This window comes from Legionella sp. 227 (assembly GCF_043161935.1).
Taxonomy (GTDB): domain Bacteria; phylum Pseudomonadota; class Gammaproteobacteria; order Legionellales; family Legionellaceae; genus Legionella; species Legionella sheltonii.
In genome coordinates this window covers 512,627-524,582 of the sequence record NZ_CP171154.1, presented here as the reverse complement: position 1 = coordinate 524,582, position 11,956 = coordinate 512,627, and the positions used below count along the sequence as shown (strand labels likewise).

Sequence of the window (11,956 nt, the reverse complement as noted above, 5' to 3'; positions counted from 1 at the left end):
ATTTTATCAACGTAGACAGGGCTATTTGAGCCCCGTCTCGACTTGTTTGTTGCGCGGGACACAGAAAAACGCTTTGATTACTCCTTTTTTGATGCTCAATTTTTCCCTATACTGTTCTTGACAGTGCCATTATGAATCACAATAATTCGATGGATTTATCGAAAATTCAGTTGCTGCACGGATTGCCGGCCCTAACTAGGAAAAAAAATGAAAAATAAAATAGTTATGTTGGCACTAACCTCTTTACCCCTTACGTTTTCGCTCGATACTTATGCCGATGAGTACCATTTGAATGGTTTGTCGTTAAGTACTTCAGTAGGAATTCTGTCAGGTAAGGCCCACGAATATGTTTATTATCCAGATACAGAGAGTAAGTTAAGCCAGCTGGATTGGCGTATAAAAAATGCCGCAATAATCAATGGGGAATTCAATTATGATTTCCTCAATTGGTTGAGCATCAATGGCAGAGGATGGACAACTCTGGCAAAAAATAAGGCGGCCATGGATGATTATGATTGGTTCAATCCAAATCAGGAAACCTGGACTGACTGGTCACATCATGATAACACGCATCTTAATTACGCGAATGAATTGGACCTGAGCTTACGAGCCTGGTTGATGCAAAAACAAGATTACAAGCTAGGCCTGGCGGCTGGTTATCAATGGAACTCCTTTAGTTGGCGCGCAATGGGGGGGTGTTACCAATATAACAATGGGGCCTATACCGGTTGTTTTTCTAGCGATCAGCCTGGAATTGGATACCAACAAAAATTCAGTACGCCCTATGTGGGTCTAGCCGGAAAATATTCCATCAATAATTTTGAGTTTAATGCGCTTTTAAAATTTAGCGATTGGGTGTCAGCGCGCGATCATGATGAGCATTATGCCCGCAACTTAACGTTCAATGAGCATGGGAATAATTTCACCTATTATGCTGCAACCCTCAATTCAGGCTACTTTTTAACACAAAATGCGAAAATTTTTGTTGAAGCTTCCTACAATCATTATTCAAATGGACATGCTGATACTGAAATAATTGATAACGATACAGGAGAACGCGGCTATGAAAGCAATTCAGCCGGTTTATCCAACAAAAATTATACTGTCGCTCTTGGCATGCAGTATCTTTTTTAAGTGTGGCTGAATCGATTTGAATTAGCCATCATCCATTTGCAAGGACAGGTTGGGCCAAGGCCCAACCTACACTGATGGTGCTAATTGATCCATCTTTCTGGAGATGTGATACGGCTAAAGACGGTGGGACTTTATGATTTCAATCGCGAGCAATTTCTATTTTATATTAGGGTTCGGTTGTGGTTGTTGTGGCATTTCTTGGAAAACTTGACTCACAAAATAATTCATTTTTCCTGATTCAGCTTTTTTTCTAAACAACATATTAACAAAGTCATCGGCTACAAGCGGCCAATGATCTTCAGGATTGGGCTCATTTTTATTTTCTTCATCGATAAGTGCTTCATTTTCTTTTAAAAAAGCATTTACTGCTTCTTCATCATACGCTACAAGGGCTCCTGAACGAATGCTTGCAAAGCCACCCTTGGGAATTACTTTGTATTCCTTATTATCTGCAACATGCACGTATATATTTTTAATGGAATTATAAGCATATAACTCTTCATTAGTAGGATTCGGAATCATAAAAACTTTTAGCCCCTTTTTTTTCAATAATTGATAAACTTGAAATGACTCAAACCCAGAACCACGAATTGTCTCCAGTGGCAAATATCCCAATGCTTTTGTTTTTCCAACCTGAGCTAAATCGCTCATTTCTGGATGGGAGAAAAAGTCATAAGATGGTGGCGGTGTAAACAGTGGCTTACTCATCGGTGCTTCATCTTGAGAACTCACTTCTTTAGAGGTTGATTCACTTTTTTTTTGTGACGAGAGTTTTTTAAAAAGTTCTTTGAATGATTTCATAATTTGCATACCGATTGATATTTATTCAAATTATATGCAAAATATTCTGATGCAGCAAAAAAGTAGATTAAAATTTCTTAAAACATACAAATTATTACTAAAAGTTGAGGATCGAGTTTTACTTTAATTTGGTTCAAGATCAAGTTACATCAACCATAGACAAATTAAGTATTCATAATAAACCAATCGATCTAATACAAATCCCGGAGAAAAGTACTCTTTCTACTTTGCAGGATCTTAAGTTATTTCCTCACGGGGTCACTCGCTATTCCAAGATATATTTATCAGCTCATGGACACGGGGAATTAGATTATTGTGTTTTAGACAAGCGGACAGTGCAAATCTATATGAACTAGATGAAGTTGCTGCATATTTCTCAAAGATATTGGTGGATCAAGAATTTAAAAATCCTGACATCAAGCCGCGGTTAACTTTGGTGATGAGTGTGCGTGAGGGGCTAGGTTTTACAAAGAAATTACAACAAATGTTATTGCAAAACTATGGGGTATACGTTGATGTGATTGCTAATGAAAATGTGATACATGAACAGTTTGAATATAATGCAATTAGCAATTAAGCAAATATTTCTCATAAAGAAACCTCTATCAAAGGATCTGGTAGAGAGCATAAGAGACAGCATAGTAAAGTAATATTAGGAATAGAATACCTATAAAGAAATAAACTACTTTTTAGGCATTCTGATATCTTTTACTAATTCCCATAAAAATGCCTTCTTTAAAGGGCCCTAAATACCATGCATAGCAGAGACGTTGCCAAACTGGTTTTTCGAGAACGCCCACCCGTCGTAAACAGCTGTCTTACACAAAGACTGTCAATAAAAGGTTTCTTGGTCAGTTGTTACCAGTCTTTTATCTATCTCTATCGTTGGTTTCATCCGTTTACGACAGAATTCGCATTGCATTTTCATGGCTTCCCTCTGTTTCGTTCAGGCTATCATTGGGAAATAGCCTGAAATCCTGCTTCATCAATTATAGTTTTAGCATATTGAGCAATTAATTGATGGATGGGCGCTGTTGGGTGAACATGATCCCAGAATATATATCCAGAACACGAATTAGAGTTTGCATTAAGTCGGGGTAGGGTTTGTTCCTGATACCCTACTAACAGAGCTTCTTTTAGAACGGGGTTAGAAAGAATAGCTTGCTTCTTCTTTTCATCCAGCACTAAATGATGTTGCTTGGCTTGAGTTTTTAAATAGTTGTCCAAAAGCTCAGTATTATTAGCCATCGCTCTTAATGAAAACCCTCCAGAGTAACAAGGCTGGGTGATATTGGTGACATTGAATTGATTTGGCTCACTGATTAATTGATTAAATAGAGAGTACACATCAAAATAAGCAATATTCACATTAGGGTATCGTTCTTTTAGTTGATTATATTTAGCTAAAAGTTTTTCATTATGCTTGTTGGTTAATTCACTTAACAAGGCCTGATTATTGTTTTGGGCTGCTTCAGGTGTTTTCCCTAAATCGGGAATATTAACCATTAAAACCATTACCGCTCCGTTATTAATCAGGGATTCAATATCAGTCCCAATGGCATCAACGACAGAACTAGTGATATCTTCTACATTAGTAGGACCATTAAGGTAGTTGTTACTGCCAATCCAGACTATATAAAGAGTAGTATCCTTATTGGTGTATTGATGTAGATAAAGATAATCATTGATTTCCGCATCAAGGGTGTAAGGTAAATTTTCTTTGTAAGATAGAACAGCCCCAGCACCTCCGACAGCAAAATCTTGAAAGTTATCGCTTGAGCCGTTGGGGAAATAGTTTTGATAAAGATTTTCAACCCAGACAGGGCCATTGCTGAAGCGTCCTTGATAATAAGGCGGAGACTTAGGAATAAAATGAGCCATGTAGGTGTATAGATTTCCATTATCTGACAAGCTATCTCCAAAAACGGTTATAGTATCAAATTTGTAACTGTAGGAATTGATGGATAACGCTAAAAGCACTAAGAGAATAATCGTTTTTTTTATCAATTTCGTTCTCCGTAATAGCTAAATAATAAATTTAGTATATAGAATAATTATTACTGTAATATTAAGAGCCAAAATGATAAGTTATATTCTCATATTGATTTACCATGCACAAAGTAATGGCTGTATGCGCATTAGATTAAGTGATACTCGACCCTCAAGTTTTTAATCTGACATGTCAGATAAAATTAATTAAGTAGCCCTCCCATATTTCAAAGAGTCTGTTGGCTCTAATCCAATTGGAGTTCTATTACTAAGGTGTTTACTATAGGGACAAGAAGAATCACTTTTTTAATTTGTTCAGTGCACTGCTCTAACTCATCACAAGGGTCGTGACAATGAATAAGCTGACTAATGAACTGAACAATAGCATCAAAACGCATCCTTTTAAGGCCAATGAAATGCGCGCAAACCTAACAGAGTGTGTTGATTTATCAGAGAGTTATAGTAGTTGTCAAATTAAAAAAACTTGAGGATTGAGTAAAAGGTGTTCTGCTGACTATAATTTAAAGTATGTTCAAACGAGGAGTAATTGTAATGCCTAAACATAAAAAGAAATTACTTCAAGATACGTCGCTCCAGAATGGTGAGGTTCAAGGATATAAATTTCAAGAAGATGATTACGCCAATCAAATGGCTTATCTTTTTGGCGGTGATAAAGGAGAAAAAGCCGCAAAAAAAATATTAGACGATGCGAATGCGCAATTCCCAAATCCATTAGACCTTTTAAAGAAAAAGAAATTTATCGAAGATCAGGTAAAACAAAGAGCCACTGAGGTTGATAGCGGTTTTCATGCTGGAATAAAAAACATTTTTGAGGGCTTAAAGAATATAGATCATCCAGTCAAGGGTGAGGAAGCAGGGAAGGAGGCAATGCTCAGTCTCATGAAGGGTCTTGGACTAAATGTCGATGATGATAATGTGCAGACTCATTATTCACCTGGGCCACCTCAGGTTTTCCAAGTTACTTGGGTCAATCGTCCCACTGAAAATCTCGCGAAAGAAGACTCTAATGTAAATAAGCTTGCCCAATGTTACTCAGAATGTTTGTCACCGAAGATAGGCGAAAAACAAGAGTTCGATACTGCTTGGCAAACCCATAAAGCCCATGCGTTGCAGGGTGGACCAAAAATTGAAAAATCCGAATTTCTAAGTCAGGCTGATCAATCGTTTGAAGCTCACTTAGATTCCCTAAAAAATCCAATAAAACAAACTGCACCTCAAGAAGAAGTGGTCAGCGATTCTAGATTAACCCATCATTGATCGATGGAATATCGGCTCCTCAGTCACTAGGGGCCTAGATGCTCATAGTCGGTGGGTTAAGAAGAGTTCACCATGTTGCTGTTAAGTTTAGAATCCTCTCTCCCATTCGGGGGAGAGGGGATATTCCTTTTGTGTTACATATTCGCCATGGTGACAACAAAATTTGGAATATTAGGCGAACCAACTCCAACGCCATCGTTCCAAAATTGATCTTCAGGCTCAAGAGTAAGCGCTGAATCCCAGCCAAACGTTTTATTCTTAATGCTAAATGCCGATGCGGGAGCAGGAATCCCCTGGATCGTTGTCGATGGTGGAGGGGTTGCGCCACTTATAATAAGCGATGGTGGAATAATCAGATTAATTGCCCTGTTTGAAAGTAAAACATCATTCATCTGATACAAATAAGGTGCGGCATGGCCTATAGGTGTTCCTTTATTCAGTAAGCTTCGTGCTTGATTGACTAAAATTAAAGTTGCCGAAAATAAAGGACACGCTAAACTGGTGCCCCCATCTTGCACGGTTACGTCATCGGCAATAATCAGTAAACCTGTTTGCGGATCGCCCAGCATTGCGATATCAGGTAGCGCACGATGCTTTCCGTAATTATTAATTACTCCATAACCACCAGCCGTATAGTTGCTAATGGAGTTCTGCCAAGTCACTGGTCCATAAAAGCGGCTAATGCCCCCACCGGTACCCCCATCAAAGGCATAGCTCCCACTATCGTTTTTTACTGAACCCCAGACAGTTTCAAATGCATAACGGTAATTCGTATCTACAAATAAAGCAGTCGCCCCAACCGCTGTGACGTAAGCAGAGCTGGAAGGATAATCAACTGTTGGTGAGGGAGGGCGGGGTGGGGTGCATTTTTTCGGTGATGTAGGTATTGTCACCACAATCGCCAGAAGAAAAGTTAACACTGATTCCCGCTGCCGCAGCTAATTCCAAGGTGTGTTCGAACGAAGTATCCAAAGTTTCTTGGCCACTCCAACTATTGGAAATGACATAAGCATTAGAAAACCCTGCGATGGAAAACTTATTGTGAATCAGTGTATGAATCACTTCGGTTAATATAGTCTTTTGATCCTTACCTAACACCAAAACAGTATTATCTCCAGGGGCTATTGTATGCGATGATTCAATGTCTAGGGCGATCTCATTACTAAAAGAGGATGCATTCGGACATGTCCTAAAGGGGGTGCCATCAGGATTAATGATCGCAAAATTTTTCGCAGCTCCTGAGGTCACAAAAGGCTTGATATTATTCGCATTAAAATATTTATTTGCATCATGTAAAATTTGATGAGGCGTATTCGTGCCACATGCATCAACGACAACTAATGTTTGGCCCGCTCCATCGAGATGCTTGCCATTAATGCGCGGGATGTTTTTCAAATTATAAGTCTTTTGCAAATTGGCTCCTGTAAAGCCTTGCAATGAAATGTCTGTAGGAATTGCAAAGGGAACAAAAGAATTCCAGATAAAATTTAAATCATGAACTTCTTTCGCGTCATGTTGAAGATTTTCTATGTTTGAGTGAAATTGAGGGATAGTGCTAAGGCCAGTAATTTCAGTAACATATTGAGCAATCTCCCGATTCAGTTGGGGAGGGTTTGTATTTGCATGAACGGTTTCGTTTTGATATTGATAATAGTTCATTTGTACATGAAGAGCTTGCTCAATTTGCGCCACGGTTCCTGTGACACGCACGCTGTGGTTAACCACTTTTGTTTGCATCCCTTGAGAAGAAAAAAATTGTTGTACCGTCTTTTCTGCTTCTTTGCTTGGTGCAAACTCTTGTTCATAAAGGTTTGCAGTTAAAAATTGATGATAACGGGGGCTATTGGGATCATAAACCTCTTGAACAAGCCTATCTAATTCTGCCTTATTCCGTAATTTTAACCAGACAATAAATGAAATTTTTTTCTCAGAGGGCACTGGTTTTATCCAGGTTGCCTGCTTGAGTAAATGTAACCCTGGATTGGGCAAACTCAATAAATCATTTTCTGGTTTTGCATAGGGAGTTGAGGTGACAAAATTCAATGACAATAAAAGTACTACTGCTTTTTTAAGTTTCAACATAATGATCTCCCTATGTTACCCGAAGAAAAATAAACTAGTGATTGGGCTGGATGTGATAAATCCCAAGTCATCGCCAGTGGTCAAGGAGAAAACATGACCGTTTTGTGTCCCGGCGTGCATCAAGCTTGCATCCGAATTAACAAACAAGGTGTACGTTATTTGGGATAAAAGGGTCCAGCTTGGATTTGGATCCGTCAAGCTGTTGGCGAAATAGGCATATTCAAAATTGATGGTTCCAGGGGGTAAAGTACTGTTTGTTGAGGTTTGTCGTGTATTGACATAAAGTTGACCATTCACCGCAAAAACATTTTGCACTGGTACAGGAACACTCGATTCGGGACCACGGATTTGATTCCAGTTCGTTCCATTATCCGTTGAATAATAGACATTCCCATCATTGCTTCCTACATAAATCGCAGAAGAGCTAAAGAATATGCTGTTGATGGGACCGGTACCTGGATTTGTTGTGGTTGCAGTCCACGTCACTCCATTGTTACTCGAATAATAAACTTTTCCTTCTTGAGTTCCGCTATAAATTCTGGAAGTAGTGGTAACAAAAACACTATTTACTGATGAAGTCCCTGGTGCATTTGTCGCAGTCCAGGAAGTACCATTATTGGTTGAGTAATATACTTTACCATCTGCGCTGCCTACATATAAAGCGCTTGGTGTTGCAAAGACACTATTCACCGCATTACCTGGCGATGGTGCAGCGGTCGCAGTCCAAGTTAAACCATTATCAGTAGAAAAGTAAACGAAACCTTTTGCAGTTCCTGAATATATTGTGCCGACGCGGGTAAAAGTTACTTCCACGGTATGATTGTCATCAATATTGGCGAGGGTAAATGTCGTTCCCCCTTTTTGGGCTCTACCGCCGTCGACTACCCATTCATCCACTTGATAACCGGTGTTAGGGGTTGCTGTAAAAGTCACACTGCTTCCTGCAATAACGGTTTGTGGGGTATTGGGATTAATTGCCCCATTGGCACCAGCACTTGGTGTAATCATATAGGTTGTGATTGGAATGAGAGTAATGTTTAAAATGTTAGCTAAAGCAGGTTGATAGCACTCCAGTACCCCTCCTTGCTCACAGACAACAGGGCCCTCTTTAATATTATTTTGTAGGGCGCTCCCATTGACGAACAAATTAAGCGTACAGGATTGATGGCCTTGCAATGTAAATGGATTGGGGCAATTTCCCGCTGAAGTAACCTGGGTAATCCCGGTAATGGACTTCATAGACAAGGTATGTGTTCGGCGAGATTGATTGGTAATCGTGTACTTAATCGTTGCCGATCCAATTGATGTGACCGAAACTGTTGGTGGATAATTAGGATCAGGTGTGAAAGTCCATACGGGTTTAACTGCATGACTTAGTGTAAAGAATAAAAAAGCAATCACCGCGATGAAAAGCTGGGGCAAAGTCATTTTAAATCGTTGCATCTTCAAATCCATTTTCAGGTACATTTTTAGTGAACTTTATCTTAAATTGAATACTTAATAGAGATCAATAAAAATAGAGGGATAAAAATACTTTTTTTTCAATGAGTTAAAAATGAAAAATCATACACAGATTCTTAATTGGGCCACTGATTATCTACTCTCTAAAGGATATTCCTTAACTCGTTCACCCGAAATTGTATTAGAAACACCTTGGTCTAATGTGATTCGATTTCCAACTTCAAAAGGCAATGTCTATTTAAAACAGCCGGCACCCTTAATCGCCCAAGAGCCAAAAATCACACAACTATTGGCCACTCAATTTCACGCCAATGTACCGATTGTGATCGCAATGAACGAAGAGCTGCATTGTTTTTTAATGCATGATGCTGGGCAATCACTGCGTGACTATCTAAAAAATGAATTTCAGCCGGTTCTATTACGTCAAGCCATTAGGCAATATACCGCGATGCAGCGAGCGACAGAAAATCATCTGGAATCTTTATTTGCCCTGGGAGTCCCTGATTGGCGATTGGATAAATTACCCCAACTCTATGAGTATCTAATCAACCAGATAGCTTTTTTAAAAGCTGAGGGTATGAACGACAACGAACTGCAAACTTTGCACGATTTAAGACCACAAATCGCATCAGAAATTGAATCTTTATCCCGGTTTCAGATTCCTGAAACTCTAGTTCAATCTGATTTTCACACGAACAATATTTTGATTCATCCGAAAACCAAAAAATTAACTTTCATTGATTTGGGAGAGATAGTTATCACCCATCCATTTTTTTCTTTACATACTTTTCTGCGTCAAGCCATCATGCACCATGGCCTAAACGAGCTCGATCAAACCTATCATCAACTTCAAGAAACGTGTTTCGAAAACTGGCTGGACTTGGCATCAAAAAAAAAGCTATTTGAAGGATTTATGTTAGCCAAAAAATTATGGCCCATTTATTCCGCGCTTGTTTTTTATCGTATCCTACATAGCGTGGATCAACAGTCCTTTAAATTGTTTTACGCCAATAGACCTAATCGACTTGCAGGTTTTTTTAGAGAATATACGGCAGCTAGTGGTGCTTAGGTTTATCTGATATTGGGGCTGAAGAATTAAATAAATTTTAATATGTGACGTTTGTCAAAATTATTGGTAATGTGGAAGGCTTTTAAAAGTAGAAAAAAATTTTACATATTTTCATGTTGCTAAAAGTAATAGTACTGACGGTGAAAATTACCGAAAACTCGAAGTAACTATTTATGGCAGGAGCTAGATAGACTATAGGAGTAGTAAATGAAAAAAATCACTATAAAAGAAGCCCTAGATAACTATGATAGTAGTAAGGGTTATAGAAGAACCTATATCAAAGAAGAGCCTCATATTAAAGAATTGCGAAGTTTTTATGAAGACTTGGAGGAGGACGATTTATCTCCTTCCTCGTTACTTAAATTAGCGCTGATTTTAATTGGTAAAAATACACGAACTGAAGAGAGCGCAAGCGGTAAAACATTCGAAGGACTGGTTAACAAACTAGGAGGATATGAAGCACTTGACACTTTATACGCTGCAAAACAATTAACTGAAGATAATGTCGTATTTTTGGAAAGACACCCCAATGAAGCGAAAGCTTTAGCTCCTCTCATCGTATCTATCGCTAAGAACCCAATAGGCGCCGATTTAAAAAAGATAATTTCTATAGCCGAAAAAATAAAAAATCCACAAGAATTAATGGCTGTCTTTAAAGAGTTGGCATTAGTTGCACACTCTAATTTTACCATTAATATTTTATCTCTATTAAATCAACACAATTTAAATACTGATGAGGTAATGCTCCTACTCAAAGGATCTGAGCAACATTTGATAATTATTTACCAAATACTGGAAACATTGGCAATAAATCCATCGCTGATTACTCTACCTAATCTGATTAATATTTTAAAAATAGAACACCTTTATGATCTCCATGCTTTATTAAAAATCCTGCCGCCAGATCAGGAAACCCTGGATAGCTTATTTCAATCAGGCGTTTCCTATACCTTGGGACAATATTATTGGATTGAAGAACTCGTTACCCAATTTAAAAACGCAAGTTGGGACCTTCACCCCTATTTAGGGATCATTCTAAGTGGGAAAATCAATGGCGGGGCAGTAAAAAAAGCCATAACAGAACTAATTGAATTGAAAGTAAATTCTGAACTTTTACCCCTAATCATACCTACTATTTTTAACAACTCTCATGAAAGTGCCCAATTAATGGAGGCGTTGAAAACACTGCATAAAGAGGGTTTAGATGAAGGTTTTCTTAAAATTGCATTTGCAATACCTAAATTTTCCAACGAGCTTGCGGCAGCTCTTGTGATGCTGCAAAAAGCAAAATGTGTTAATGAGGCAACAAAAGTATACATTGGTTTAAGTCCAGAATATGCTTTGGGTTTGGCTCAATTTTGGATTCAATTCTCGAATGCAGGATGCGTCGACTTATCCTATCGCGCCGCGATGTTGAAACAACCACAATGTGCTTCCTATACTGCTGAAGTGATCGAGTTTTTACAACAACATAAACTTCATGATGAAAAGAATATTATTGCTGTTTGTAAAGCAAAATTAACGAGTAAAGCATTGCTTAATTTGTTGAATCTTATGCTTGAAGCAAAAATTTTAAATCAGGACAGTTTAGATATCCTCTTGCCAAGATTATCTTGGGTTAAAACCTTGCATCATGGGGCGCAGTGTCTGGCGAATGGTGATAAATTAAATGCATTGAATTTTGATTCACTGGTTTCTGATCCTATTAATGCAGTTGCCTTAGCGGGAAATTTAGGGGGGAAACTTTATCCTAAAGACAAACCTTCCTTTAAAAATCCCGGTGCTCAGGATTTTGCCACCATTCGTAGAAATGCCTTAGTATTGTGTCAAGGTTATCGACAAGGGCTTTTTTCCACCGGAATGTCTTCTGAGCAGAGACAGGATTTCGAAACGAAGCGTGGTAAGACTGTCGAGCAAGCACAAAAAGAGGTTTTAGTAAAAATTGCTCAATATACAGGTAACCATGCATTAGACGGGGCAACCGAACACAATATTGCTCAAGAAACTTATTCTTCCATTTTAAAAAACAGATAGATAGTCGTTATCAGAAGCTCCATATATATCAGCCGCTCACAGAGGTGAGCGGTTTCTATCTGAAGATCCCCCACAATATGGAACAATTTCAGTCTTAACCCAGCACCT

The 11,956-nt window shown here is 38.5% G+C and carries 11 protein-coding genes; 6 read left to right on the top strand and 5 right to left on the bottom strand.

Translation table 11 applies throughout. The features are described 5' to 3' along the window. Positions 1-207: 207 nt before the first annotated feature. Complete coding sequence (locus ACF8MK_RS02185; protein ID WP_392537998.1) at positions 208-1,134, top strand: omptin family outer membrane protease; 927 nt, start codon at positions 208-210, stop codon at positions 1,132-1,134. Positions 1,135-1,290: 156 nt separating this feature from the next. Here ACF8MK_RS02185 and ACF8MK_RS02180 read toward each other — a convergent pair whose 3' ends face one another. Next, positions 1,291-1,935: a hypothetical protein gene (locus ACF8MK_RS02180; RefSeq protein ID WP_392537997.1), complete on the bottom strand. Its 645-nt coding sequence runs from the start codon at positions 1,933-1,935 to the stop codon at positions 1,291-1,293. Between the two features lie 313 nt (positions 1,936-2,248). Here ACF8MK_RS02180 and ACF8MK_RS02175 point away from each other — a divergent pair, with 313 nt between their 5' ends. Beyond that, the gene (locus tag ACF8MK_RS02175) at positions 2,249-2,512 is read left to right on the top strand and encodes a hypothetical protein (protein WP_392537996.1); all 264 of its coding nucleotides are present in this window, start codon (positions 2,249-2,251) and stop codon (positions 2,510-2,512) included. Between the two features lie 377 nt (positions 2,513-2,889). Here ACF8MK_RS02175 and ACF8MK_RS02170 read toward each other — a convergent pair whose 3' ends face one another. Continuing rightward, positions 2,890-3,942, bottom strand: a complete 1,053-nt coding sequence (locus tag ACF8MK_RS02170) for an SGNH/GDSL hydrolase family protein (RefSeq protein ID WP_392537995.1) — start codon at positions 3,940-3,942, stop codon at positions 2,890-2,892. Between the two features lie 335 nt (positions 3,943-4,277). Between ACF8MK_RS02170 and ACF8MK_RS02165 the strand changes: the two genes are divergently transcribed. Together ACF8MK_RS02165 and ACF8MK_RS02160 are read left to right on the top strand one after the other, a co-directional pair. Then, the gene (locus tag ACF8MK_RS02165; protein ID WP_392537994.1) at positions 4,278-4,412 is read left to right on the top strand and encodes a hypothetical protein; all 135 of its coding nucleotides are present in this window, start codon (positions 4,278-4,280) and stop codon (positions 4,410-4,412) included. A gap of 64 nt (positions 4,413-4,476) precedes the next feature. Next, positions 4,477-5,202, top strand: a complete 726-nt coding sequence (locus tag ACF8MK_RS02160) for a hypothetical protein (RefSeq protein ID WP_392537993.1) — start codon at positions 4,477-4,479, stop codon at positions 5,200-5,202. Between the two features lie 134 nt (positions 5,203-5,336). Here ACF8MK_RS02160 and ACF8MK_RS02155 read toward each other — a convergent pair whose 3' ends face one another. Genes ACF8MK_RS02155 through ACF8MK_RS02145 form a run of 3 tightly spaced genes read right to left on the bottom strand, consistent with a single transcriptional unit; the run spans position 5,337 to position 8,727 of the window. After that, the gene (locus tag ACF8MK_RS02155; protein ID WP_392537992.1) at positions 5,337-6,095 is read right to left on the bottom strand and encodes a hypothetical protein; all 759 of its coding nucleotides are present in this window, start codon (positions 6,093-6,095) and stop codon (positions 5,337-5,339) included. Next, a complete protein-coding gene (locus tag ACF8MK_RS02150) occupies positions 6,034-7,284 on the bottom strand; it encodes a protease pro-enzyme activation domain-containing protein (protein ID WP_392537991.1) in 1,251 nt (416 codons plus the stop codon). The genes ACF8MK_RS02155 and ACF8MK_RS02150 overlap by 62 nt, the downstream gene beginning before the upstream one ends. Before the next feature lie 15 nt (positions 7,285-7,299). Next, on the bottom strand, positions 7,300-8,727 hold the full coding sequence (locus ACF8MK_RS02145) for a YCF48-related protein (RefSeq protein WP_392537990.1): 1,428 nt from the start codon (positions 8,725-8,727) through the stop codon (positions 7,300-7,302). A 112-nt stretch (positions 8,728-8,839) separates the two neighbouring features. On the opposite strand from ACF8MK_RS02145, the gene ACF8MK_RS02140 reads away from it, so the two are divergent. After that, positions 8,840-9,814: an aminoglycoside phosphotransferase family protein gene (locus ACF8MK_RS02140; protein WP_392537989.1), complete on the top strand. Its 975-nt coding sequence runs from the start codon at positions 8,840-8,842 to the stop codon at positions 9,812-9,814. Positions 9,815-10,021: 207 nt separating this feature from the next. Beyond that, positions 10,022-11,848 (top strand): hypothetical protein, encoded by a 1,827-nt coding sequence (locus ACF8MK_RS02135; protein WP_392537988.1) that lies wholly within the window; start codon positions 10,022-10,024, stop codon positions 11,846-11,848. Positions 11,849-11,956 lie beyond the last annotated feature (108 nt).

Excerpts from the sequence above, each read along its gene's own strand:
- ACF8MK_RS02185 (WP_392537998.1), top strand. The coding sequence starts at position 208 with ATGAAAAATAAAATAGTTATGTTGGCACTAACCTCTTTACCCCTTACG.
- ACF8MK_RS02180 (WP_392537997.1), bottom strand. The coding sequence starts at position 1,935 with ATGAAATCATTCAAAGAACTTTTTAAAAAACTCTCGTCACAAAAAAAA.
- ACF8MK_RS02165 (WP_392537994.1), top strand. The coding sequence starts at position 4,278 with ATGAATAAGCTGACTAATGAACTGAACAATAGCATCAAAACGCATCCT.
- ACF8MK_RS02160 (WP_392537993.1), top strand. The coding sequence starts at position 4,477 with ATGCCTAAACATAAAAAGAAATTACTTCAAGATACGTCGCTCCAGAAT.
- ACF8MK_RS02150 (WP_392537991.1), bottom strand. The coding sequence starts at position 7,284 with ATGTTGAAACTTAAAAAAGCAGTAGTACTTTTATTGTCATTGAATTTT.
- ACF8MK_RS02145 (WP_392537990.1), bottom strand. The coding sequence starts at position 8,727 with ATGCAACGATTTAAAATGACTTTGCCCCAGCTTTTCATCGCGGTGATT.
- ACF8MK_RS02140 (WP_392537989.1), top strand. The coding sequence starts at position 8,840 with ATGAAAAATCATACACAGATTCTTAATTGGGCCACTGATTATCTACTC.
- ACF8MK_RS02135 (WP_392537988.1), top strand. The coding sequence starts at position 10,022 with ATGAAAAAAATCACTATAAAAGAAGCCCTAGATAACTATGATAGTAGT.